22 protein-coding genes are annotated in these 23,974 nt (G+C 67.7%); 12 read left to right on the top strand and 10 right to left on the bottom strand.

Annotation, left to right across the window (positions count from 1 at the left end; genetic code table 11):
* Window positions 1-43: 43 nt before the first annotated feature.
* Together DACI_RS27370 and DACI_RS27365 are read right to left on the bottom strand one after the other, a co-directional pair.
* Complete coding sequence (locus tag DACI_RS27370) at window positions 44-688, bottom strand: L-threonylcarbamoyladenylate synthase (RefSeq protein WP_012207210.1); 645 nt, start codon at window positions 686-688, stop codon at window positions 44-46.
* Between the two features lie 25 nt (window positions 689-713).
* Entirely contained in the window at window positions 714-1,577 is an 864-nt protein-coding gene (locus tag DACI_RS27365; RefSeq protein ID WP_012207209.1) for a 3',5'-nucleoside bisphosphate phosphatase, read from the bottom strand.
* A 212-nt stretch (window positions 1,578-1,789) separates the two neighbouring features.
* On the opposite strand from DACI_RS27365, the gene DACI_RS27360 reads away from it, so the two are divergent.
* Window positions 1,790-3,577, top strand: coding sequence for a methyl-accepting chemotaxis protein (locus DACI_RS27360; RefSeq protein WP_043782797.1), 1,788 nt, complete (start codon window positions 1,790-1,792; stop codon window positions 3,575-3,577).
* Window positions 3,578-3,635: 58 nt separating this feature from the next.
* Here DACI_RS27360 and DACI_RS27355 read toward each other — a convergent pair whose 3' ends face one another.
* From DACI_RS27355 to DACI_RS27325, 7 genes are all read right to left on the bottom strand, one after another.
* On the bottom strand, window positions 3,636-4,298 hold the full coding sequence (locus DACI_RS27355) for a DUF799 domain-containing protein (protein ID WP_012207207.1): 663 nt from the start codon (window positions 4,296-4,298) through the stop codon (window positions 3,636-3,638).
* Window position 4,299: 1 nt separating this feature from the next.
* Window positions 4,300-4,674, bottom strand: coding sequence for a DUF4810 domain-containing protein (locus DACI_RS27350; protein ID WP_012207206.1), 375 nt, complete (start codon window positions 4,672-4,674; stop codon window positions 4,300-4,302).
* Complete coding sequence (locus DACI_RS27345; RefSeq protein WP_012207205.1) at window positions 4,671-5,351, bottom strand: CsgG/HfaB family protein; 681 nt, start codon at window positions 5,349-5,351, stop codon at window positions 4,671-4,673. Before DACI_RS27345 ends, DACI_RS27350 begins: the two co-directional genes overlap by 4 nt.
* Window positions 5,352-5,448: 97 nt before the next feature.
* Window positions 5,449-7,167 (bottom strand): single-stranded-DNA-specific exonuclease RecJ, encoded by a 1,719-nt coding sequence (recJ, locus tag DACI_RS27340; protein ID WP_012207204.1) that lies wholly within the window; start codon window positions 7,165-7,167, stop codon window positions 5,449-5,451.
* Window positions 7,168-7,177: 10 nt separating this feature from the next.
* A complete protein-coding gene (locus DACI_RS27335) occupies window positions 7,178-8,176 on the bottom strand; it encodes a hypothetical protein (protein WP_012207203.1) in 999 nt (332 codons plus the stop codon).
* 66 nt (window positions 8,177-8,242) lie between these two features.
* Window positions 8,243-9,568, bottom strand: coding sequence for a sulfatase family protein (locus tag DACI_RS27330; RefSeq protein ID WP_043782794.1), 1,326 nt, complete (start codon window positions 9,566-9,568; stop codon window positions 8,243-8,245).
* Window positions 9,569-9,612: 44 nt separating this feature from the next.
* The gene (locus DACI_RS27325; protein ID WP_012207201.1) at window positions 9,613-10,635 is read right to left on the bottom strand and encodes a tripartite tricarboxylate transporter substrate binding protein; all 1,023 of its coding nucleotides are present in this window, start codon (window positions 10,633-10,635) and stop codon (window positions 9,613-9,615) included.
* Window positions 10,636-10,814: 179 nt separating this feature from the next.
* Between DACI_RS27325 and DACI_RS27320 the strand changes: the two genes are divergently transcribed.
* From DACI_RS27320 to lolD, 3 genes are all read left to right on the top strand, one after another.
* Window positions 10,815-11,285 carry a MarR family winged helix-turn-helix transcriptional regulator gene (locus tag DACI_RS27320; protein ID WP_034396824.1) on the top strand — a complete coding sequence of 157 codons (471 nt, stop codon included), beginning with the start codon at window positions 10,815-10,817 and terminating at the stop codon, window positions 11,283-11,285.
* A 61-nt stretch (window positions 11,286-11,346) separates the two neighbouring features.
* Window positions 11,347-12,600, top strand: coding sequence for a lipoprotein-releasing ABC transporter permease subunit (locus DACI_RS27315; protein WP_026062761.1), 1,254 nt, complete (start codon window positions 11,347-11,349; stop codon window positions 12,598-12,600).
* Entirely contained in the window at window positions 12,593-13,309 is a 717-nt protein-coding gene (gene lolD / locus DACI_RS27310) for a lipoprotein-releasing ABC transporter ATP-binding protein LolD (RefSeq protein ID WP_012207198.1), read from the top strand. The genes DACI_RS27315 and lolD overlap by 8 nt, the downstream gene beginning before the upstream one ends.
* 21 nt (window positions 13,310-13,330) lie before the next feature.
* Here lolD and DACI_RS27305 read toward each other — a convergent pair whose 3' ends face one another.
* A complete protein-coding gene (locus tag DACI_RS27305; RefSeq protein WP_012207197.1) occupies window positions 13,331-14,797 on the bottom strand; it encodes a methyl-accepting chemotaxis protein in 1,467 nt (488 codons plus the stop codon).
* Between the two features lie 214 nt (window positions 14,798-15,011).
* Between DACI_RS27305 and DACI_RS27300 the strand changes: the two genes are divergently transcribed.
* From DACI_RS27300 to DACI_RS27265, 8 genes are all read left to right on the top strand, one after another.
* Window positions 15,012-15,833, top strand: coding sequence for a TatD family hydrolase (locus tag DACI_RS27300; protein ID WP_043782790.1), 822 nt, complete (start codon window positions 15,012-15,014; stop codon window positions 15,831-15,833).
* Window positions 15,834-15,908: 75 nt separating this feature from the next.
* Window positions 15,909-16,454, top strand: coding sequence for a DNA-deoxyinosine glycosylase (locus tag DACI_RS27295; protein ID WP_012207195.1), 546 nt, complete (start codon window positions 15,909-15,911; stop codon window positions 16,452-16,454).
* Window positions 16,455-16,473: 19 nt separating this feature from the next.
* Window positions 16,474-17,283: a class I SAM-dependent methyltransferase gene (locus tag DACI_RS27290; RefSeq protein ID WP_043782785.1), complete on the top strand. Its 810-nt coding sequence runs from the start codon at window positions 16,474-16,476 to the stop codon at window positions 17,281-17,283.
* A 98-nt stretch (window positions 17,284-17,381) separates the two neighbouring features.
* The gene (locus DACI_RS27285; RefSeq protein ID WP_012207193.1) at window positions 17,382-19,184 is read left to right on the top strand and encodes a GspE/PulE family protein; all 1,803 of its coding nucleotides are present in this window, start codon (window positions 17,382-17,384) and stop codon (window positions 19,182-19,184) included.
* Window positions 19,185-19,391: 207 nt separating this feature from the next.
* Window positions 19,392-19,880, top strand: a complete 489-nt coding sequence (locus DACI_RS27280) for a tripartite tricarboxylate transporter TctB family protein (RefSeq protein ID WP_012207192.1) — start codon at window positions 19,392-19,394, stop codon at window positions 19,878-19,880.
* Between the two features lie 15 nt (window positions 19,881-19,895).
* Window positions 19,896-21,407 (top strand): tripartite tricarboxylate transporter permease, encoded by a 1,512-nt coding sequence (locus tag DACI_RS27275; protein WP_012207191.1) that lies wholly within the window; start codon window positions 19,896-19,898, stop codon window positions 21,405-21,407.
* Window positions 21,408-21,559: 152 nt separating this feature from the next.
* Window positions 21,560-22,876 carry a DUF3422 family protein gene (locus DACI_RS27270; RefSeq protein WP_012207190.1) on the top strand — a complete coding sequence of 439 codons (1,317 nt, stop codon included), beginning with the start codon at window positions 21,560-21,562 and terminating at the stop codon, window positions 22,874-22,876.
* Window positions 22,877-23,033: 157 nt separating this feature from the next.
* The gene (locus DACI_RS27265; RefSeq protein WP_012207189.1) at window positions 23,034-23,831 is read left to right on the top strand and encodes an SDR family oxidoreductase; all 798 of its coding nucleotides are present in this window, start codon (window positions 23,034-23,036) and stop codon (window positions 23,829-23,831) included.
* Window positions 23,832-23,974 lie beyond the last annotated feature (143 nt).

The raw sequence follows: 23,974 nt of genomic DNA, 5'->3' as shown, positions 1-23,974 counted from the left end.
TTTCATGCGGTGCGGAGCATGGCCCCTGCTCGGGCCATCTTCGTCAGGCCATCTCAAGACCCAGGGCGTCCAGGCTGCCCCTTCCCTGGCGCACCACGGTCGGCGGATTGCCCAGGGCCATGGGAACCAGGTCGATCACGGTGGTCGGCTCCGAAGGGCAGGCGCCTGCATCGACGATGGCGTCAAGCTCGTGGGGGAAGCGCTCCAGGATGGCGTCCGCGTCGTGCAGGGCCTCGGTCTCGCCCGGCGGGATCAGCGTGGTGGCGATCAGCGGCTCGCCCAGTTGCTCCAGCAGCAGCTGCGTGCCCTTGCGGTCCGGCACGCGCAGGCCGATGGTCTTGCGCGAGGGATGGCTCAGGCGCTTGGGCACTTCCTTGGAGGCTTCCAGGATGAAGGTATACGGCCCCGGCGTGGCCAGCTTGAGCAGGCGGTACTGGCGGTTGTCCACGCGCGCATAGCTGGACAGCTCCGACAGGTCGCGGCACAGCAGCGTGAGATGGTGCTTGTCGTTGATCTGCCGGATGCGGCGAAGCCGCTCCACCGCAGGGCGGTCGTCCAGATGGCAGACCAGCGCGTAGCTGGAGTCCGTGGGAATGGCCAGGATGGCGCCCTGGCGCAGCATGTCGGCGGCCTGCTTGATGAGACGGGGCTGGGGATTGTCGGGGTGGGCTTCGAAGCGTAGGACCATGGTGTGCGTTGTTGGCGGGAGGAGCTCAGGCCAGCTGTATGCGCTCGCTCAGCAGTTCCCATACCGGCGTCAGCTGGCCCGGCAGGTAGGGCAGGTCGCCCAGATCGGTGTGCGATTCCTCGGGGCTGTGGAAGTCGCTGCCGCGCGATGCGGCCAGGCCGAATTCGCGCGCCATGTCGGCATAGATGGTGTATTCGCTGGGCCGGTGGCTGCCGGTGACGACCTCGACGCCCTGGCCGCCATGGGCCTTGAATTCGGAAAACAGCGCGTATTCCTCGTTGGCGGTGAGCGCGTAGCGGGCCGGATGGGCGATCACCGCCACACCGCCGGCCTGCGTGATCCAGCGCACGGCATCGGCCAGGCGGGCCCAGGTGTGGGGCACGTAGCCGGGATGGCCTTCGGTCAGGTAGTGGCGGAACACCTCGCCCGTGTCGCGGCAGCGGCCCGATTCCACGAGAAAGCGTGCGAAATGGGTGCGTGAGATCAGGCCGGGATTGCCGGCGAAGCGCAGCGCGCCTTCGTAGCTGCCTTCGATGCCGGCCAGCTCCAGCTGGCGGGCCATCTCGCGGGCGCGTGGGCCGCGCCCGTCGCGTGTGGCGTGCAGCCCTTCGAGCAGGGCGGGGTCGTCCGCGTCAAAGCCCAGTCCCACGATGTGCACGGTGGTACCTGCAAAGCTCACCGAGATCTCGGCGCCCGTCAGGTAGTCCATGCCGCAGGCACGCGCGGCGGCGGCGGCGCGGTGCTGGCCGCCGACTTCGTCATGGTCGGTCAGCGCCGACAGCTGCACGCCCCGGGAGGCGGCGCGTTCGGCCAGTTGCTCCGGCGTCAGCGTTCCATCCGAGACCACGGAGTGGCTATGCAGATCGGCGTTCAGATAGGACTTGGGCACCGGTCCATTGTAGGTGTCGGTGCTTTTCCGAGCCGGGCAGTGCGGCTGGGGGACTTCCCTGAGTGCGGGTTAACAGGGCTCAATAGTGACGGATGCATGACGATGATCAGCCAGGCGCCGTCAAGGGTGGACAAGAATGGTTTCCGGAGCGATGGGCGGCAGGGGCGCCATGGCCTGGCTCCGGCATTTTTATAAAAAAGATCGGTTTTTCCATGAATCTGAATCAAATCACGGTCGCCCAGAAGCTGTGGGCCCTGGTGCTGGGACTGCTGGTGAGCATGCTGGTGGTCAACGGCGGCATCCTGGTCTATCTGCATGGGGTCAACGAGAAGATCAACACCGATGTGATGACCGCGCAAAGCGGCGCCACGCTGGCGCGCGAGTGGCGGCATCTGACGCAGATGAGCGTGGAGCGCTCCATCGTCGCGGCCATGTCGCCCGACGAGACGCTGGCCGCGCAGCAGCGCGCGTTGATGAGCAAGGGCATAGAGCGCATCAACGTGCTGCAAAAGCAGGTGGGCGACCTGCAGCTGGGCACGCAGTCCAAGCAGGCGCTGGACGCCGTGGCGGCCGAGCGCCGCGAGACGCTCAAGGCCAACTCGGCGGCCCAGGAGGCGCGCAAGGCCAACGATTTCGCCACCACGTTCGACATCGTTGAAAAGCAGCTGCGCCCGGCCGCCGAGCGCTACAACAGCGCGCAGGAAGCCTTCGTGCAGCAACTGGAGCGCCAAAGCGAGCTGGGGCGCGAGGAAGGCGTGGCCCATCGGCGCCAGGCGTACTGGATCGGTGCGCTGGCCAGTGCGGTCATCGTGGCCCTGGGCCTGTTCATGGGGGTGGCCATCATGCGGTCGATCACGCGGCCGCTGGACCAGGCCGTGGCCCTGGCCGACGGCATTGCCGCAGGCGACCTCACGGGCTCGGTGCAAAGCAACCGGGGCGATGAGCTGGGCCATCTGCTGGGCGCGCTCAACGGCATGGCGCAGCGGCTGCGCGGCGTGGTGGGCGAAGTGCGCTCTGGCGTGGAGTCCGTGTCCACGGCCTCCAACCAGATCGCCAGCGGCAACCAGGACCTGTCCTCGCGCACCGAGCAGACAGCGGCCAACCTGGAGGAGACGGCGGCCAGCATGGAAGAGCTGACGGCCACCGTCACCCAGTCGGCCGACACGGCGCGCCAGGCCAACCAGCTGGCGGCCACGGCCGCACAGGCGGCCGAGCAGGGCGGTGCCGTGGTGGCCCAGGTGGTCACCAGCATGCAGCAGATCACGGACAGCAGCCGCAAGATCGCCGACATCATCGGCGTGATTGACGGCATTGCCTTTCAGACCAATATCCTGGCGCTGAACGCCGCCGTGGAAGCGGCCCGCGCAGGCGAGCAGGGCCGGGGCTTTGCCGTGGTGGCGGGCGAGGTGCGCTCACTGGCCCAGCGCAGCGCCGAGGCCGCCAAGGAAATCAAGCTGCTGATCACCACCAGTGTGGACAACGTGCAGTCGGGCTCGAAGCAGGTGGAGCAGGCGGGGCGTTCCATGGAGGAAATCGTCTCCAGCGTGCGCCGCGTCAGCGACCTCATCGGCGAGATCACGGCCTCGTCCACCGAGCAGCGCGACGGCATCGGCCAGGTCAACCAGGCCGTGACCCAGCTCGACCAGATGACCCAGCAGAACGCGGCCCTGGTCGAGGAATCCAGCGCGGCTGCGCTGGCCATGCAGGACCAGGCGCGGCGCCTGTCCGAGGTGGTGGCGGTGTTCAAGCTGGGGCAGGAGGGCAGCGCACTGGCGCCGGCCAGGGCACACGTGCCGGCCACCGCAGCGGCACGCCGGCCGGCATCTATCGGCGCAACCGGTGCAACTGCTGCGGTGCGCCCTGCGCCTGCGGCACCCGCACGTCCAGCGCCCGCCGTGCGCAATGCGCCGGCGCCCCAGAAGATCCAGCAGCCCGTGGCGAAGGCCCCCGCCAGAACAGCGGCCAAGGCCGGGGCGGACGACGACTGGGAGACCTTCTGAGCGGGAGGAGTGCGGATGCAGGCCGGCGTGCAAGTCAGCGCCGGCCTGCAGGCCTTCGTCAGTTGCGCGGCTTGCCGTAGTCGGGCGAGCGCGGGCCTGGCAGCAGTCCGCGCTGCGCCATGGGCGACAGCAGGCGCTGGTTGGCGATGGAGGCGATCTGCACGCTGCGGTCGTTCATGGTGTCCAGGATCTGGTTGAGCAGTGCCGTCACCAGGATGCCGACCAGTCCGCCGCCTGAGCTTTGCCCTTCGGCGCTGGAGGCCGTGGCACTGCCATCCCACAGCTGGGTGCCGGTGCGCAGGTCCACCAGCCTGGCCTCCAGCGTGACCACGGAGGCGCTGCTGATCACCGCGTAGCTGGTGCCGTAATTGCGGATGTTCAGGTACAGGGCCGCATCGGCGCCAAAGATTTCACGGAGCTTGGCCACGGGCAGTTCCTGGGCGTCGTCGGCGCTGACGATGCCGTTCTGGCGGAACATTTCCTCGGTGACAGCCACGGGCAGAACGTAGTAGCCGGCCTCGGCCAGCGGCAGCGTGATCTGGGACAGCACGCCCGCCGGCGCATTCACTTCCGGGGACTGGTTCAGCGCAGGCATGACCAGGATGGAGGCAGGCTTGGATGCCCGCAGCGCCGCATAGTCATAGGGCGCGGTGGTGGCGCACCCGGTCAGCGCCACGGTCATGGCAAGAGCCAGGGTCTTGATGTGATCGGTCAGGCGCATGTCAATTCTTGCGGGCCGTGAAGGTTTGCAGCAGCGTGTCCATGAAGGTGGCGGACTCTGGGAAATGCTGTTTTTCCTCGGCCAATTGCTCCACCGTTTTCTCGTTGTTGCCGGTTCGGGAATAGAGCATGGCCATATGGGCGCGGTAGCCGGGCGGCAGCGCCTTTCCCTCGGCCTGGACCTTCAGGCGGGCTTCTTCCAGCTTGAGCAATTGGTCCTCGGCGCCGGTACTGCCGTCATCCTTGAGGTATTGGTAGACCTGGGGCTGATAGTCATTCCAGGCATACAGCGGCTGGCGCGGCGCAGCGCAGCCGGCCAACGTGGCGCAGATGGCCAGCGCGGCCAGGGCCGTTGCCGAATGGACGGGGCGCTTCATTGCGCGGGCTTCCATGCGCCGCTGTCAATGCCGGCCGCCAGCTTGTCCACGGCTTCGCGGATGGCCAGATCCAGTACCTTGCCGTTGAGCGTGGAGTCATAGCCGGCCGTGCTGCCGAATCCCACGATTTCGCGGTTCGACAGGCTGTATTCGCCGGCACCCTGCACCGAATAGACGACTTCGGAGGTCTGCACCCGGACGATATTCAGGCTGACCTTGGCATAGGCCACCTGCTCCTTGCCACGGCCGAGCACGCCGAAGAACTGGCGGTCCCCGACCACCTTGCGGCCGAACTCGCTCACGTCGCCGGTCACGACGTAGGTGGCGCCCTTGATCGACTGCTCCTGCCGGTTGAAGCCCGCTTCCTGGCGGGTCTCGGACATGTTGTCGCGGTCCAGCACGCTGAATCGGCCGCTTTGCTGCAGGTGGGTTACCAAGATGGTTCTGGCCTGGCCACCGAGGCGATCGACGCCGTCCGAGAAAATGCCGCGCTGAAAGCTGGAGCGGTTGTCGAATTTGCCCACGGAAATGGGGCTGCGCGGGCCTTGATAGACGCTGGATGCAGAAGCGGGCTTGGCCGTTTCAAGCGTGCGCGATTGCTCGGTGGTGGAGCAGCCGGAAAGGCCGGCGGCCAGGGTAATGGCAATGGCCGCGCAAGGCCACAGGCGAGAGGTCATGAGTATTTCCCCGGTTTTCTTGGAATGAATTTGCAATAATTTGTTGCAAAAACCGGGGATATTAACCGAGGGGCACCGTGAATGGCGGCCCGGGTCTCTAGGACGCGTCCGAATGCACTCCCTCGATCAGGAATTGCACCTTGCGCTCTCCGCGCCATTCATTGATGTCCATGCGAAAGGCAATGCAGGCCGATGGCGGCAGCGGGTCGGTATGGCCGAACCAGATTCCGTCCACGGTTTCGCCCTGATGGCGCAATTGCAGTTTCAGGTGCTTTTCACCGACCAGGCGCTGTGAGAGCACTTCCAGTTGCTCGCTGAAGGTGGGCGGGGCAAAGCCCTGGCCCCAGACCGCGAGATTGAGCTGCTCGACCATTTCGGGCTTGCGGAAATCCGGGTCCAGCGGTCCGTCGGTCTCTATGCGGCGCGTCAGCGTGGCCGCGTCCAGCCATTCCTGTGCCACCTGGGCCAGGGCCTTTTCGAACACCGCGAAACCGGCCTCGGCAATGGTGCAGCCGGCCGCCATGGCGTGGCCGCCAAAGCGCAGCAGCAGGCCGGGGTGGCGCTTGGATACGAGGTCCAGCGCGTCGCGCAGGTGAAAGCCGGGAATGGAGCGGCCCGAGCCTTTGAGTTCATGCTCGTGCCCCGGCGCGCCGCTGGCGGCGAAGACGAAGCTGGGCCGGTGCATGCGGTCCTTGATGCGCGAGGCCACGATGCCGACCACGCCCTCGTGGAAGTCGGGGTCGAACACGCTGATGGCCGCCGGCGGCGTCATGCCGTCCTCGCACAGGCCTTCGGCCATGAGCAGGGCCTGCTCGCGCATGCCGCCTTCCAGTTCGCGGCGTTCGCGGTTGATGGCGTCCAGCATCTGCGCCAGGTTGGCGGCGCGGCCCGCATCGTCCGTGGTCAGGCACTCGATGCCGATGGTCATGTCGGACAGCCGGCCTGCGGCATTGATGCGCGGGCCCAGGGCAAAGCCGAAGTCGAACGTGGTGGCCGCAAAGGCCTTGCGGCCAGCGGCTTCGAACAGGGCCAGCAGGCCCGGCTGCATCTGGCCACGGCGGATCTGCTTCAGGCCCAGGGCGACCAGGCGGCGGTTGTTGGCGTCCAGCCGGACCACGTCGGCCACCGTGCCCAGGGCGACCAGGGGCAGCAGGGCCTCCAGCCGGGGCTGGCTGGCCTTGTCGAAGCGGCCGCGCGCGCGCAACTCGGCACGCAGGGCCAGCAGCACGTAGAACATCACGCCGACACCGGCCATGGACTTGCTCTCGAAGCTGCAGCCGGGCTGGTTGGGGTTGACGATGGCATCGGCCAGCGGCAGGTGGTTGCCGGGCAGGTGGTGGTCGGTGACCACCACCTGAAGGCCCAGGGCCTTGGCCTCGGCCACGCCTTCGACGCTGGCAATGCCGTTGTCCACGGTGACCATCACCTCGGCGCCGGTTTCCTTGACGCGGCGTGCGATGGGCGGCGTCAGGCCGTAGCCGTCCACCACGCGGTCGGGCACCAGGTAGCTGACCTCGGTCGCGCCCAGCATGCGCAGGCCGCGCCAGCCCACGGCGCAGGCGGTGGCGCCGTCGCAGTCGTAGTCGGCCACGATGCACAGGCGCAGGCCGCGCTCTATGGCATCGGCCAGCAGCCGCACGGCGGCCTCCATGCCCAGCAGGCCCGAGGGTGGCAGCAGGCGTGCAGGCGTGTCGTCCAGTTCGTCGGCGGAGCACACGCCGCGTGCGGCGTAGAGCTGGGCCAGCAGAGGGTGGACGCCGGCCTGGCGCAGTGCCGAGGCCTGCTGTGCAGGGATCTCGCGGGGGATGATTTTCATGGGCAATGTGTCAGAGCATGCGGCCCAGGTCGGGCAGGGCGCGGGGGCCGAAAAGGCCCGTCAGCCTGTCCAGCCAGCGCGGCGGGCGGCTGCTCCATGCGATGGCATGGCGTTCGCCGCACAGCGTCAGCGTGAGCGGGTGGCCTGCGCGCACGCGCTCCAGCAGGCGGGCGATGAGTCCGGCGTCCAGCGCCTTCCAGGCCTCGCGCCACGCAGCGGGGTTGCCCTGCAGGGCTGCGGCGTGAAGGTCGTCCAGGCATTGCACGGCGGCCTTGGCGCCGGTGGCCGTGCCGGGCTGCAGGCGCCCGGCGCCGTGGACCCAGAAGGCGTTGATCGGCACCTGTCCGCGCGCGGCGCGGGCATCGTTGAAGACATGGGTGTAGAGCAGCATCTGCACCTCGCTTTGCAGGCGGTGCAGGGCGCGCGCCTGCTGCGCATCGGGCAGCCAGGGCCGCACGTCGCGGCCGATGACGCGGTCCATGGAGGCCGTGGCCAGGTCATCGAACAGCGCACCGCGCGCCAGCCAGCGCTGCGGCTGCTGGTACTCCAGCACGATGCCGTCGTCGGCGAACCAGGGCGCCAGCAGGGCCAGCAGCTGGCGGGATTCCTCATCGCTGAGGGGTGTGGTGGCGGGATCGCTCTGGTGGACCTGGTCTGCGCCTATGTGCCAGTGGCAGGGCGTGACATAGGCGCAGGCCTGCGCCGTCTCACCGGCCTGCCAGGCGGCCCAGGCAATCAGGCCCGGCGCATCGGGCAGGCCCAGCGAGCGCGCCAGGGCGCGTTCGTGGGGGGGAGAAAAATCCATCTCCGTGCCGGTCTGTGCGGGCGCGGGCTGCATCAGCGCCAGCAGGGATTGGAGATGGGGCAGCTCCAGTCCGCCCCAGACGGCCGTGACGGCAGCGTCATCCGCTGCATCCGAGGACGGACCGCCGGCATAGGGGATGATCCATTCGGTCGTTTCCTCCAGCGGGGCTTGGGTGGAGGACACCAGGGGCGCGGTCAAAAGCATGGCCGCTATTGTCGGGCATGGGGTGCCGCAGTGCCGGCGCCTTCGTTTTTCCCCTTGGAGCGCGGTTCAGCGCTGGGGCATGTCCCGGGCCGAAGAGACCAGGCTGACCGTGGCGTCCTCGGGGATGGGCGGCATGCCCTGGTTCCAGTCTTCCCAGGCGCTGCGCATGGCGGCCAGACGCTCGGGCGCGCGCGCTGCCTGGTTGGCGCGCTCGCGCTCGTCGGCGGCAAGGTCGAACAGGTAGTCGATGCCGTCCACGCGCAGGTACTTCCAGTCGCCATCGCGCAGGGCACGTTGGCCGCGGTGCTTCATGCGCCAGTGCAGGGTGCGCGGGAATTCGGCATCTTCGGCGCGCAGCACGGGCAGCAGCGAGATGCCGTCCAGCGCATGGCCCTCTGGCGCCTGCACGCCGGCGGCATCCAGCACCGTGGCCGACCAGTCCATGCTCATGCAGTGCTGGGGGCTGCTGCGGCCCGGAGCGATCACGGCCGGCCAGTGCGCGATCCAGGGCACGCGTATGCCGCCCTCGGTCAGGTCCATCTTGCCGCCGACCAGGGGCCAGTTGTCGGAGAAGCGTTCGCCGCCGTTGTCGCTGGTGAAGACGATGAGGGTGTTGTCCAGCTGCCCGTTGGCGCGCAACGCCTCGACGATCCAGCCTATGCCTTCGTCCATGTGGTGGATCATGCGGCGGTACTGGTGGATGTTGCCGCCGTCCAGGTGGGCAATGCCTGCGCCCAGCGCCTCGGCCGTGCTGCGGTCATCGCGCGTTTCCCAGGGCCAGTGCGGCGCCGTGTAGTGCAGGCTCAGGAAGAAGGGCGCATCGCCTTGGGCCATGCGGTGGACGAAGTCCACGCTGCGCTGCGACAGCAGGTCGGTCAGGTAGCCCTCGTCATGGTGTTCCTCCTCGCCCACCCACAGGTCGTGCTGGCCCGAGCTGCTCAGGTGGGTGAAGTAGTCCACGCCGCCCGACATGGGGCCGAAGTATTCCTCGTAGCCCGAGCGCAGCGGGCCGAAGTGCGGCGGGTAGCCCAGGTGCCATTTGCCGATCAGCGCCGTGCGGTAGCCCGCATCCCTGAGCATGGAGGCCACGGTGGGCATGTCCGGCGGCAGGCCCAGCTTTTCGCCCAGTGGCGTGCCGCGTGTCTTGCTGTTGATGGGCTCCTCGGCCGCACCGCGCAGGCGGTACTGGTAGCGCGCCGTGGCCAGGGCAAAGCGCGTGGGAGAGCACACGGGCGAGTTGGCATAGCCCTGGGTGAGCCTGAGGCCGCCGGCGGCCAGGCGGTCAAGCACCGGGGACACCGCTCCGAAGTCGGCCGCGCGGCCGCCGTAGCAGCCGAGGTCGGCATAGCCGAGGTCGTCGGCCACGATGAAGAGGATATTGGGACGGGACATGCAAATGCGCTCTGTGCAGGGTTGTGGGCGGGAAGCGGCGGCGCTCATTCCATCTTCATTCCGGTGGACTGGATCACGGTCCGGTAGCGGTCGGCCAGCGCCTGTATGCGTTCGGCGGCGGCCGGGCCGGTCAGGCCTTCGTAGAACAGGTCGTTGGCGCGCATGCGCTCGCGCAGGGCCGGATCCTTCATGGCCTTTTCCAGCGCGGACTGGATTCTTGCGACCAGGGGCTCGGGCGTGGCGGCAGGCACCCACAGGGCGAACAGCACTTCCTGCTCCAGGTCCTTGTGGCCCAGCTCGCCCACGGTGGGCACGCCGGGCACCAGCGGGTTGCGCTGGCGCGTGGTCACGGCCAGCGGCACGACCTTGCCGGCCGCCACCTGGCCCAGCATGGCCGAGGAGCTGATGATGCCGCCGTCCACCTCGCCCGCCAGCACGGCCGTGCTGGCCGGGGCGTTGCCCTTGTAGGGCACGTGGCTGACCTTGGCGCCCGTGGCATGGGTCAGGATGGCCGAGGCCAGGTGGCCCGGCGTGCCGTAGCCGGCCGAGCCCAGCGTCAGGCCGCTTCTCTTGCCCTGGGCGATGAACTGGTCCAGCGTCCTGAGGCCGGTGCGCGGGTTGACGGCCACCATCATTCCCTGCGAGGCGATCATCATCACGGGGCGCAGGTCCGTGCCCTTGAACGGCATGCTCTTGTAGATGAAGGGATTGACGGTGAAGGTCGTGTCGATGCCGACCAGCAGCGTGTAGCCGTCGCCGGGCGCCTTGGCCGCGTTGTCGGTGCCGATGTTGCCGCCCGCGCCGGGCCGGTTGTCCACGACGAAGGGCTGTTTGAGTTCACGCTGCAGCACCTCGCCCAGGCTGCGCGCCAGGATGTCGGCGGCGCCGGCGGGCGCGAAGGCGACGACGATGCGCACGGGTTTGGCGGGCCAGGCGGCAGCATCGGCGGCCGCATCGGCCCGGGCGCCAGCGCCGGAGCCCAGGCCCAGCAAAAGGGCCAGGCCGGCCCGCAGCAGCGGGCTGCGCAAGGCATGGGTGGCATGGGTGGCTTGGAACAGGGAAAACATGGTGGCGAACTTTCTGCGCTGCGGGGGCGCCGGGCTTTGCGAGAATCCCCAGGCCGGCTCCGGACGGTGGCTCCCGTTGTCTCCTTTCCGGACGGGGCCACTGTAGAAGTCCCCGCAGCAATTGATCTAATCAACTGTTCCCCGTGAATACCCGTCCCGCTCCCACCTCCATCCAGCAGATGCTGCTGTTTCGCATCAACCGCTACTTCGGTGCAGCGGGCGGCGTGGCCATGCGCATGTGCGAGGCGCATTTCGGCATCACGCGCCGCGAGTGGGGCGTGATGGCCACGGTGGCTGCCAATGAGGGCCTGCTGTCGTCGGAGCTGGCCGAACGCGCGCAGCTGGACCGCGCACGCACCTCGCGCGCCCTCAGCGGGCTGGAGGAAAAGGGCTGGGTGCAGCGCAGCCCCATGCCCGGCGACCGCCGCCGCGTGGCCGTGTCGCTGACCGCCGAGGGGCGGCGCATGTATGGCCTGATCCTGCCGCGCATGGCCCAGATCCACCTGGACCTGGTGTCCGTGCTCAGCGACGAGGAACTCGCACAATTCGATACCTTGCTGGCCAGGCTGCAGCGCCATGCGTTGACGCTGGAGGCGGAGGGCCGCTACGACGCCCTGCCGCGTGTGGACCGCGGACGGCACCGGCGCTGACACGCCGACGGCAAAGCCTGCCGCCATGCAGGGCCTGTGGGCGATGACACAATGCATGCCCATGCAATTTCCCTACGAACTGGCCGTCGGCTGGCGCTACACCCGGGCGGGGCGTGCCACGCGCCGCAACGGCTTCATCTCGTTCATCTCCGGCGTCTCCATGCTGGGCATCGCCCTCGGTGTGGCGGCGCTGATCATCGTGCTCAGCGTGATGAACGGCTTCCAGAAGGAAGTGCGCGACCGCATGCTCAGCGTGGTCTCGCACATCGAGATCTTCGCGCCCCAGGGCGCGGCGCTGCCCGATCTGGAGCGCACCATGCGCGAGGCGCGCGCCAACCCCGACGTGCTGGGCGCCGCCCCCTTCGTCGCGGCCCAGGCGCTGCTGGCGCGTGGCGAGGACATGAAGGGCACCCTGGTGCGCGGCATCGATCCGGCGCGCGAGGGCGAGGTCACCGACGTGGCCGCCACCAATGCCGAGGTGCTCAAGCGCCTGGTGCCCGGCGAATTCAACGTGGTGCTGGGCGTGGAGCTGGCGCGCTCGCTGGGCGTGCGCCAGGGCGACATGGTCACGCTGATCGCCCCGGGCGGCCAGGTCACGCCGGCCGGCGTGGTGCCGCGCCTCAAGCAGATGCATGTGGCCGGCACCTTCGACTCCGGCCACTACGAATACGACTCGGCCCTGGTGATGATGCATTACGAGGACGCGCAGCGCCTGTTCCGCCTGGAAGGGCCGACTGGCATCCGCCTGAAGCTCAAGGACCTGCACGAGGCGCCACGCGTGGCCATGGAGCTGGCCCACACCATCACCGACCGCCTGCTGATCCGCGACTGGACCCAGCAGAACCGCACCTGGTTCGCGGCCGTGCAGCTGGAAAAACGCATGATGTTCATCATCCTCACGCTCATCGTCGCCGTGGCCGCGTTCAACCTGGTGTCCACGCTGGTGATGACGGTGACCGACAAGCGCGCCGACATCGCCATCCTGCGCACGCTGGGCGCCTCGCCGTCCAGCATCATGGGCATCTTCATGGTGCAGGGCGCCATGGTGGGCGTCATCGGCACCTTCGCGGGCCTGCTGCTGGGCCTGGGCATCGCCTTCAACATCGATGTCATCGTGCCGGCCATCGAGCGCCTGCTGCACGCCAACTTCCTGCCCAAGGACATCTACCTGATCAGCAAGATGCCCAGTGATCCGCAGTACAGCGACATCATGCCCATCGCCGTGATCTCCCTGGTCCTGGCCTTTGTCGCCACCATCTATCCCAGCTGGCGCGCCAGCCGCGTGAACCCCGCCGAGGCGCTGCGCTATGAATGAAGTGAATGTGATGCCCGGTTTCGAAGTGTCCCAGCAGGGCGCCGTGGTCCTGGATGCGCGCGGCCTGACCAAGCGCTTTGCCGAAGGACGGCTCAACGTGCAGGTGCTGGCAGGTGTCGACCTGCAGGTGCGTGCGGGCGAGACGCTGGCCATTGTCGGCGCCTCGGGCTCGGGCAAGAGCACGCTGCTGCACCTGCTGGGCGGGCTGGACGCCCCCACCAGCGGCAGCGTCACCCTCAAGGGCGAGCCCCTGCATGAACTCAGCGCCCAGAAGCAGGGCGCGCTGCGCAACCGGCACCTGGGCTTCATCTACCAGTTCCACCATCTGCTGCCCGAATTCAGCGCCCAGGACAACGTGGCCATGCCGCTGCGCATACGCCGCGACGACAGGGCCGAGTGCATGGAGCGCGCCGCACGCATGCTGGCCGCCGTGGGCCTGGGCGACCGCATGCTGCACCGTCCGGCCGAACTGTCCGGGGGCGAGCGCCAGCGCGTGGCCATTGCTCGCGCCCTGGTCACCCAGCCGGCCTGCGTGCTGGCCGACGAGCCCACCGGCAACCTGGACCGCAGCACGGCCGACACCGTGTTCCGCCTGATGCTGGAGCTGGCGCGCAGCCATGGCACGGCCTTCGTCATGGTCACCCACGATGAGCAACTGGCGGCGCGCTGCGACCGCATGGTGCGCCTGGTGCAGGGCCAACTGGCCTGACCGGCAGGCCTGGGTCTGGCCTCAGGCCATGCGCAGCAAGGTGCCCGGCAGGCGCTGGGCGCCTGCGGGAAGCACGGCCGCTGCCGGGGCCGACTTGATCTGCGGCGCAGCGGGAACGATGGATGCCGGCAGCGGCTTGCGCTGCACCTGTTCCCTGGATGCATCCGCGACGGCCGCGCTCTGCGCCGTCAGGTCGGCTGTCACCTCGCGCAGGCGTGCCGACTGGGCCATGGACGCCTGCACCACATCGCCCATGATGGCCGTGACCTGGTGCGAGGAGTCCACGATCTCCTGCATGGTGCCCCCGGCCTGGCGCACCTGATTGGCGCCCAGTGCCACCTGCTCCACCGAGGTGTGGATGAGCTGCTTGATTTCCTTGGCGGCGGCGGCGCTGTTCTGTGCCAGTGCCCGTACCTCGCCCGCCACCACGGCAAAGCCCCGGCCCTGCTCGCCTGCGCGGGCCGCCTCCACGGCAGCGTTGAGCGCGAGGATATTGGTCTGGAAGGCGATGCCGTCCATCACGCCGATGATGTCGCTGATCTTGCGCGAGCTGGCGCTGATGGACTCCATGGTGCCCATGACCTCGTGCACCGTGCGCCCGCCCTGCTCGGCCACCAGGCAGGCCTGGCGGGCCAGTTCGTTGGCCTGGCCTGCGTGCTCGGCGCTTTCGCTCAGGCCCTGCATGGCCTCGCCCAGGGTCTGCGCGGCCGTGAAGCGGCGCGTGATATCGCGGGCGTACTTGACCACCTTGAACGGCCGGCCATCGGCATCGAGGATGGGGTTGTAGCTGGCCTCGATCCAGACCTGGCGGCCGTGCTTGCCGATGCGCAGGTACTGGCCCGCATCGTGCTGGCCGCTGGCCAGCTTGCGCCAGAACTGCGCATATTCGGGGCTGTGGCGTTCATGGGGCTGGACGAACATGCTGTGGTGCCGTCCGACGACCTCGTCCAGCGTGTAGCCCATGGCCTGCAGGAACAGGCGGTTGGCATGCAGGATGTTGCCCTGCAGGTCGAACTCGATGATGGCCTGCACCTTGGAGATGGCGGCCAGCTGGCCTTCGGCGTCGGCGTTGCGGCGCTGCTGCTCGGTGATGTCGGTGGCGTACTTCACCACCTTGAAGGGCCTGCCATGGCGATCGAAGATGGGGTTGTAGCTGGCCTGCAGCCAGACATCGCGCCCGTCCTTGGCAATGCGGCGGTAGCGTCCCGCGTCGTGGATGCCATTGCCCAGGCGCTGCCAGAACGCCGCGTACTCGGGCGACTCGCTCATCTGGTGGTCCACGAACATGCGATGGTGCTGGCCGATGACCTCGCCTTCCTCATAGCCCATGGTGTCCAGGAAGTTCTGGTTGGCGGCCAGCACATGACCTTGCAGATCGAACTCGATCACGGCCTGGGACTTGTGGATGGCGGCCAACTGCCCATCCAGTTCCGCCTGGCGGCCTGCGCCACCCAGGTCCAGGATCCGACTCCATGCTGAGCGCTTCATGGGAAATTCCTCTCTCCAAAGAATGCCTGCCGGTGTTGCGAGAGCTCGACGCGGGGATGTAAATGTTTCTTTATGTATTTATATGGACCGCCAAGTGTTTCGGGTATTGATTTTGTCAAACGGAGCCAGCTCGCAATAAGCTCAGGGTTTGCCCTTGGTTTTCGCCTTGCCTGCCTCTGGCGGGCCGGGTGCAGGCCGGTGGCATGATGCGGCCATGCCCGCCTGGATAGACACCCATTGCCACCTTGACGCCCCTGAATTCGATGCCGACCGCGATGCCGTGCGCGCGCAGGCGGCCGAGGCAGGCGTTGCACATCTGGTGATTCCGGCCGTGGCGCGCGAGCACTGGGACGCGGTGGTGGCGCTGGCGCGGCGCCATGGCGACAGCTATGCGCTGGGCATCCATCCGCTGTACACGCCCAATGCCCGCGAGCAGGACATTGCCGCATTGCGCGAGACGCTGGCGCGGCTGCGCGGCGATGCGCAACTGGTGGCCGTGGGCGAGATCGGCCTGGACTTCTTCGTGCCCGGGCTGGATGCGGACCGGCAGATCTGGTTCTACGAGCAGCAGATCGCGCTGGCGCGCGAGTTCGACCTGCCCGTCATCCTGCATGTGCGCAAATCCAGCGACCGGCTGCTCAAGACCCTGCGCGCGCGGCCTGTGGCGGGCGGCATTGCCCATGCCTTCAACGGCAGCGTGCAGCAGGCCCAGGCCTTCATCGACCTGGGCTTCAAGCTGGGCTTTGGCGGGGCCGTGACCTATGACCGGGCGCTCAAGCTGCGCGAGCTGGCAGCCGCCCTGCCGCTGGATGCGCTGGTACTGGAAACCGATGCCCCCGACATTCCGCCGCACTGGCTCTACACCACGGCCGGGCAGCGTGCCCGGGGCCAGGCCCAGGGCCGCAACACGCCGGCCGAGCTGGCACGCATTGCGGACGTGATTGCGCAGTTGCGCGGCATCACGCCCCAGGCCCTGGCCGAGGCCACGGGCCGCAACGCGCGTGCCGCGCTGCGAGGCCTGCCCGCCATGGCCTGAACCAGGCTTGAGCGGAACCTGAACCTGAGCGGTCTTGCCGCCCGCTGCCAGCAGCCCGGCGACCGCTGGGCGACAATGCCGGCCATGTCCTTGACCGTTCCCGACCTGCCGCCCCCCGGCGCCCCGCGCTGGCAGGGCCTGGCGCCGGTGGCCGATGCGCGGACCCGGGCCCTGGTGCTGGGCAGCTTTCCGGGCCTGCGATCGCTGCAATTGCAGCAGTACTATGCCCATCCGCAAAACCAGTTCTGGCCCTTGCTCCAGGCCCTGTGGCCCGGGCATCCGCAGCCCGGCCGCGACGACTATGCGGGCCGCTGCGAATGGCTGCTGGCCCGCGGCCTGGGCCTGTGGGACGTGTATGCCAGCTGCGAGCGCGAAGGCAGCCTGGACAGCGCCATCCGCGCGGCCGAGGTGAATGATTTCGTGGCGCTGCGCACGCATTGCCCCCAACTGGCGCTGGCCCTGCACAACGGTGGCGAGAGCTACAAGCATGCCGGCCGCACGCAGGCCCTGGGCCTGGCCGCCGTGAAGCTGCCATCGACCAGCCCGGCCAACGCGAGCTGGAGTTTCGCGCGCAAGGTCCAGGCCTGGCGCGAGGCGCTGGCTGCCCATCAATTGCTCTGATTTTTTGACTGTTCCCGACGTGATACGCAAGACCCGCGGCGCCGCCAAGGCAGCCCCATCCTCTTCCTCCAGCGCCACCACCGCCGCAGACGCCGAGCTGCCCGAAGTCAGCGTCTCCGACGATGGCGATGTGCGCCACCTGCACCTGGGCACGCCCTGGATCCAGGGCTCCATGCGCATACGCGAGCCGTTCGAGATCGAGCTCGAATACGTGCAGCGCATGATGGGCTGGCTGCTGTTCATGGAGCCCGCCAGCGTGGCCGGCCGCCATGCCATGCAGCTGGGCCTGGGCGCGGCCGCCATCACCAAGTTCTGCCACAAGAAGCTGCGCATGCGCACCACGGCCATCGAGCTGAACCCGCAGGTGCTGGCCGTGTGCCGCAGCTGGTTCAAGCTGCCGCCCGACAGCGACACGCTGCGTGTGGTCCTGGCCGATGCGGCCCAGGAAATCCGCAAGAGCCAGTGGCTGGGCACGGTCGATGCGCTGGCCGTTGATCTCTATGACCACGATGCGGCCGCGCCCGTGCTGGACAGCGCCGAGTTCTATGCCGACTGCCGCAATCTGCTGACCGAGGACGGCATCATGACCGTCAACCTGTTCGGCCGCACCTCCAGCTACGAGCGCAGCCTGGCGCGCATGGCCGAAGCCTTTGGCGAAGAGGCCATGTGGGCCTTCCGCCCCACGCGCGAAGGCAACACCGTGGTGCTGGCCCAGCGCACGCCGCGCGCGCTCGACCCCGCCGCGCTGCAGGCTGCCAGCGCCCAGGTGCAGGCCCGCTGGGACCTGCCCACGACGCGCTGGCCCAAGATCTTCGTGCGGCCTTGGTAGAACGGCCCCGGTAGAGCCGCCCTGGTAGAGCAGGGCTGGCCGGGCAGGGCGGCCGGCAGGCTTACCATAGGGCGCAGTTCAGCTTCCGGCCCAACGCCATGTCCGATCCGACCTCCACCACGCAGCCCAAACCCGCCGTTGTTCCCAGCAATCCTTCGGGGCCCCTGGACTGGCGCAGGCTGGTGCAGTGGCTGCTGGCCGATGGCGTGATCACGGCCGAAGAGGCCCAGCGCACCGTGGCGCGCTGCTCGCAGGCCGAGAGCACCCAGCACCCGCTGGTCCGGCTGGCCAATGTGGGCATGGCCCGCGCCGGCGACGGGCGCGCGCTGGACATCGAGGAGCTGACCCAGTACCTGGCAACCCGCAGCGGCATGGCCTACCTGCGCATCGACCCGCTGCGCGTGGACGCGGGCCGCGTCGGCGAAATCATGAGCGCCAGCTATGCCGAGCGCCACAAGGTGCTGCCCGTGCAGGTATCGCCGCAGGAAGTGGTGGTGGCCACGGCCGAGCCCTTCATCGACGACTGGGTGGCCGAGGTCGAGCGCCAGGCGCGCCGCAAGGTGCGCCGCGTGCTGGCCAGTCCGCTGGACCTCAAGCGCTACACGGGCGAATTCTTTGCGCTGGCCAAATCGGTGCGCGCAGCCGAGAAGGCGGGCGGGGCCGCCAGCGCGGCCAGCTTCGAGCAACTGGTGGAGCTGGGCAACAGCAGCAAGCAGCTCGACGCCAACGACCAGGGCGTGGTGCGCGTGGTGGACTGGCTGTGGCAATACGCCTTCGACCAGCGCGCCAGCGACATCCACATGGAGCCCCGGCGCGAGCAGGGCGTGATCCGTTTTCGCATCGACGGCGTGCTCCACCCGGTCTACCAGGTGCCCATGGGCGTGCTCAATGCCATGGTCTCGCGCGTGAAGCTGCTGGGGCGCATGGACGTGGTGGAAAAGCGCCGCCCGCAGGATGGCCGCATCAAGACCCGCAACCCGCGCGGTGACGAGGTGGAAATGCGCCTGTCCACGCTGCCCACGGCCTTTGGCGAGAAGCTGGTGATGCGGATCTTCGATCCCGACAACACGGTCAAGGACCTGGATGCACTGGGCTTCACCAGCCATGACGCCCAGCGCTGGAACGAGCTGGTGCGCCGCCCGCACGGCATCATCCTCGTGACCGGGCCCACGGGCTCGGGCAAGACCACCACGCTGTACTCCACGCTCAAGCGCGTGGCCACGGAGGCGGTCAATGTCAGCACCGTGGAAGACCCGATCGAAATGATCGAGCCCAGCTTCAACCAGACCCAGGTGCAGCCGCAGCTGGACTTCGGCTTCACCGAGGGACTGCGCTCGCTGATGCGCCAGGACCCGGACATCATCATGGTGGGCGAAATCCGCGACCTGGCCACCGCCGAAATGGCCGTGCAGGCCGCGCTGACCGGCCACCTGGTGTTCTCCACGCTGCACACCAACGATGCGCCCAGCGCCGTGAGCCGGCTGATGGAGCTGGGCGTGCCGCCCTACCTGATCAATGCCACGCTGCTCGGTGTGCTGGCCCAGCGCCTGGTGCGCACGCTGTGCCCGCAGTGCAAGCAGCGTGACGAGGAGACCTCGGCCGCCACGCTGGCCGAGGCCGTGCGGCCCTGGAAACTGTCAGGCAGCTACCAGCCCTACAAGCCCGTGGGCTGCGTGGAGTGCCGCATGACGGGCTTTCGCGGGCGCATGGGCCTGTACGAGCTGCTGACCGTGAGCGAGGCGCTCAAGCAGCAGGTCCACACCTCGCCTTCCATGGATGCGCTGCGCCGCCAGGCCGTGCAGGACGGCATGCGCCCGCTGCGCCTGGCAGGTGCCCTGCGCGTGGCCGAAGGCGTGACCACGCTGGACGAGGTCATGGCCAGCACGCCCTTGCTGGGATGACGGGCAGGCGAATGGTGGGCTGGAGCGTGAGTGCCTGCTCTGGCGCAGGCCTTTGACATGGATGGATCGGGTGCCCCCTGCTGGCACCCTTTTTCATTCATGCGGGTAGGACATGAGGGTATGCCCTTTGTAGGTGGAATCCACATCCAGACACAGTTTTTCTGAACGCAAAATCGCCGGGTCGTGATTCCGTAAGGAGACATTCTCGTGAAAATCAAGAGTCAGAAAGACTTTTTTTCGGGCGTGATGTTTTTGGTTATCGGCCTCGCTTTTGCGATCGGCGCTACCAACTACACCGTCGGCTCCGGTGCCCGCATGGGCCCGGGCTACTTCCCGCTGATCCTGGGTGTGCTGATGTCCATTCTGGGCACGGCCATCTGCTTCACCGGCCTGACCAAGGGTCCTTCGGACGGTGACAAGATCGGCAAGTGGGCGTGGAAGCAAGTGTTCTTCGTCCTGGCTGCGAACTTCGCGTTCGGCGTACTGCTGGTCGGCGTTCCCAATCTGGGCATTCCCCAGTTCGGTCTGATCGTCGCCATCTACGCGCTGGTGTTCATCGCCAGCCTGGGTGGTCATGCCTTCAAGTTCAAGGAAGTGGCAATTCTGTCCACCGTCCTTGCTGTGGGCAGCTATGTGGCCTTCGTTTGGGCACTGAATCTTCAGTTCCCCGTCTGGCCCAGCTTCATCACCGGCTAAGCAGGAGCATCGTCCGTGGAACTTTTTCAGAACCTGGCGACCGGCTTCGGCGTCGCCTTCACTTTCCAGAACCTGATCTACTGCTTCGTCGGCTGTCTGCTCGGTACGCTCATCGGCGTGCTTCCAGGCATCGGCCCCGTGGCAACGATCGCCATGCTGCTGCCAGCAACCTACGCTCTGCCTCCGGTGGCGGCGCTGATCATGCTGGCCGGTATCTACTACGGTGCGCAGTACGGTGGCTCGACCACCGCCATTTTGGTGAACCTGCCTGGTGAATCCTCGTCCGTGGTGACCGTGATCGACGGCTACCAGATGGCAAGAAAGGGGCGAGCGGGACCCGCTCTCGCTGCCGCAGGCATAGGCTCGTTCTTCGCAGGTTGCGTGGGCACCGTGATCCTGGCCGCCTTCGCGCCTCCGCTGACGGAAGTCGCCTTCAAGTTCGGCCCTGCCGAGTACTTCTCGCTGATGACCCTGGGCCTGATCGGCGCCGTGGTGCTGGCTTCGGGCTCGCTGCTCAAGGCCATTGCCATGATCGTGCTGGGCCTGCTGCTGGGCATGGTCGGCACCGACGTGAACTCCGGCGTTGCCCGCTACAGCTTCGACATTCCCGAGCTGACCGACGGTATCGACTTCGTCGTGATCGCCATGGGTGTGTTCGGCTACGGCGAAATCATTGCCAACCTGTCCAAGCCCGAGGACGAGCGCGAAGTGTTCGCCGCCAAGGTGACGGGCCTGATGCCCACGAAGGAAGACTTCAAGCACATGATTCCGGCCATGCTGCGCGGCACGGCCCTGGGTTCTGCCCTGGGTATCCTGCCCGGTGGCGGTGCCATGCTGTCGGCCTTTGCTGCCTACACGATCGAGAAGAAGACCAAGCTCAAGCCGGGCGAAGTCCCCTTCGGTCAAGGCAACATCCGCGGCGTGTGCGCTCCCGAGTCGGCCAACAACGCCGGTTCGCAGACCTCCTTCATCCCGCTGCTGACGCTGGGCATTCCGCCCAACGCCGTGATGGCGCTGATGGTGGGCGCGATGACCATCCACAACATCCAGCCGGGCCCGCAGGTGATGACCAGCAACCCCGAGCTGTTCTGGGGCCTGATCGCCTCGATGTGGATCGGCAACCTGATGCTGATCGTGCTGAACCTGCCGCTGATCGGCATCTGGATCAAGCTGCTGACCGTGCCCTACCGCTGGCTGTTCCCGTCCATCGTGCTGTTCTGCGCGATCGGCGTGTACGGTACCAACAACAACACCTGGGACGTGTGGATGGTGGGTATCTTCGGCTTCGTGGGCTATGTGTTCCACAAGCTGGGCACCGAACCGGCTCCCTTGCTGCTGGGCTTCATCCTGGGCCCGATGATGGAAGAGAACCTGCGCCGGGCGCTGCTGCTGTCGCGTGGCGACTGGAGCGTGTTCGTGACCCGTCCGATCTCGGCCGGCCTGCTGCTCGCCGCCGTGGTGCTGCTGGTGGTAGTGCTGATGCCTGCAGTGAAGAACAAGCGCGAAGAAGCATTCGTAGAGGATTGATCGCCTCAGCGTTGCAACCATGTTGCTTGACGGCCCTTCGGGGCCGTTTTTTTTGGTCAACAAGCGATCCCGGCGGAAAGCTGTTGATCCCGGATGCCTGGGAGCCGACGCGCCCGTGACTGCACAATAGCGCGCAGTCTTTCGAGGTCACGATGTCCCCACTACTGTCATCCCAGCACCCGCAGCGCGTGCTGCTGCACAACGAGATCCACGCCCGCCCCGCCGAGGAGATGCAGGCGCCGCTGGCCATCACCCACGTGGTGATGCTCACCGATGCGGCCCAGCGCGAGGCCAGCCGCGCCCATGTGGCCACCCTGCTGCGCAACCACCACCTACCGCCGCCCGATGCGGCGACCACCCATGTGCTGATCGACCTGGGCGCCTTTCACCTGCGCTGGGAACTGCACACGGAGTTCGTCTGCTGGACCTTCAGCAAGCCCATGTCGCAGGCCGGCATGGACGATGTGCGCGAGCCCGAGGCCGCCATCGACTACGTGCCGCGCGACTGGCTGGCTGCCTTGCCCGGCCAGTGCCTGAGCGGCCTGCACCTGTGGGCCTTGCAGGAGCAGGAGGTCAATGAGCCGCATCTGGTGCGCCACCTGCTGCAGGAAGACACGCTGGTGGGTGCGCGCGTGGCCGGCGATGCGGGCAAGGTCTACACCGACTTCGCCATCCATGCCGATGGCTTCTCGCGCATGCTGCTGCTGGCCGGCGAGTCATTGTCGCCACGCCGCCTGGGGCGGCTAGTGCAGCGGCTGCTGGAGATCGAGACCTACCGCATGGCGGCCCTGCTGGGCCTGCCGGCAGCCCGCCAGGCCGCTGCCGTACTGGCCACGGCCGAGCGGGATCTGGCGGCCCTGGCCCATTCCATCCGTCTTGCCGACCGCGATGCCGAGCCGGCACTGCTGGACCGGCTGACACGCCTGGCCGGGCAGGTGGAGAGCGAATACGCCACCACGCATTCGCGCTTTTCCGCCAGCGCGGCCTATTTCGAGCTGGTGGACAAGCGCATTCAGGACATCCAGGAATCGCGCATCGACGGCATACAGACCATCCGCGAGTTCATGGACCGGCGCCTGACGCCGGCGCGCAGCACCTGCGAATGGGCAGCGCGGCGGCAGAACGCGCTGTCCGAGCGCGTCTCGCGCGTCAGCAGCCTGCTGCGCACGCGGGTAGAGATCGAGCAGCAGCAAAGCAGCCAGCAGTTGCTGGGCGCCATGAACCAGCGCCAGGACATGCAGTTGAAGTTGCAGTCCACGGTGGAAGGCCTGTCCGTGGCCGCCATCACCTACTACTTCACGGGCCTGATCAGCTACCTGGCCAAGGGCGCCAAGACGCTGGGCTGGCCCTGGTCGCCGGAGAGCACGGCCGCCGTCGCCATTCCCGTGGTGGCACTGGGCGTATGGTGGTCGCTGCGCAGGCTGCACCACAGATTGTTCCGTGGCCAGCACGGGTCCGGCACGCACTGAAGGGAGCTCCCGCAGACCCGTCCATGCGCCTGTGTTCTCCTGCAGCGGCGTTTTCGCGTTTTCACACGTTTGGCGTGAAAGCATCGAAGCCTCGCGCACAATGTGCGCTGCCGTTCTGCAAGGATCGAGCAAGGCTTTTTTTGTTCAGGAGTGAGACATGGATCTGGGAATCGCGGGCAAGTGGGCCCTGGTATGTGGCGCCAGCAAGGGACTGGGCTTTGGCTGTGCCAAGGCGCTGGCGCAAGAGGGCGTGAACCTGGTGATCAATGCGCGCAATCCCGAGGCCCTGCAGGAAGCTGCGGCCAGCCTCGCCGCCCTGGCGCCGCAGGTGAAGGTGCTGGCCGTGGCGGCCGACATCACCACCGAGGAAGGCCGCGCCGCCGTGCTGTCGGCAGCTGGCGGCCCGGGCGTGGATTTCGACATCGTCGTCACCAATGCCGGCGGCCCGCCTCCCGGTGATTTCCGCGACTGGGACCGCGCGGCCTGGCTCAAGGCCGTGGACGCCAACATGCTCACGCCCATCGAGCTGATCAAGGCCACGGTGGACGGCATGGCGGCGCGCGGATTCGGCCGCATCGTCAACATCACCTCCAGCGCCGTGAAGGCGCCCATCGACATCCTGGGCCTGTCCAATGGCGCGCGCAGCGGCCTCACGGGCTTTGTGGCGGGCCTGGCGCGCAGCGGCATTGCGGCCAAGGGCGTGACCATCAACAACCTGCTCCCCGGCAAGTTCGACACCGATCGCCTGCGCACCACCTTCACGGCCGCCGCCAACAAGAGCGGCAAGAGCCTGGACGATGTGCGCCTGGTGCAGCAATCCCAGGTGCCGGCCCGCCGCTTCGGCTCGCCCGATGAATTCGGCGCCATCTGTGCCTTCCTGTGCAGCGCGCACGCAGGCTACATGACGGGTCAGAACATCCTGCCCGACGGCGGCCTGTACGCAGGAACCTTCTGATGCGCCGGTGCACTGCCTCCATGAACGGGTCCAGGGCCGGCAAGGCCCGGGAAATGGTCCCTTGCATGGCTGCGCAGTGCCGAGCGGTCCATGGGCAGGGTCAGCCTTGACAGTCCCGTTCCTGCATCGTGGCCAGCGGCCCT

The sequence above is a fragment of the Delftia acidovorans SPH-1 genome (assembly GCF_000018665.1).
In the GTDB taxonomy this organism is placed as follows: Bacteria; Pseudomonadota; Gammaproteobacteria; order Burkholderiales; family Burkholderiaceae_C; genus Comamonas; species Comamonas acidovorans.
This window is presented reverse-complemented; position numbering and strand designations above follow the sequence as displayed.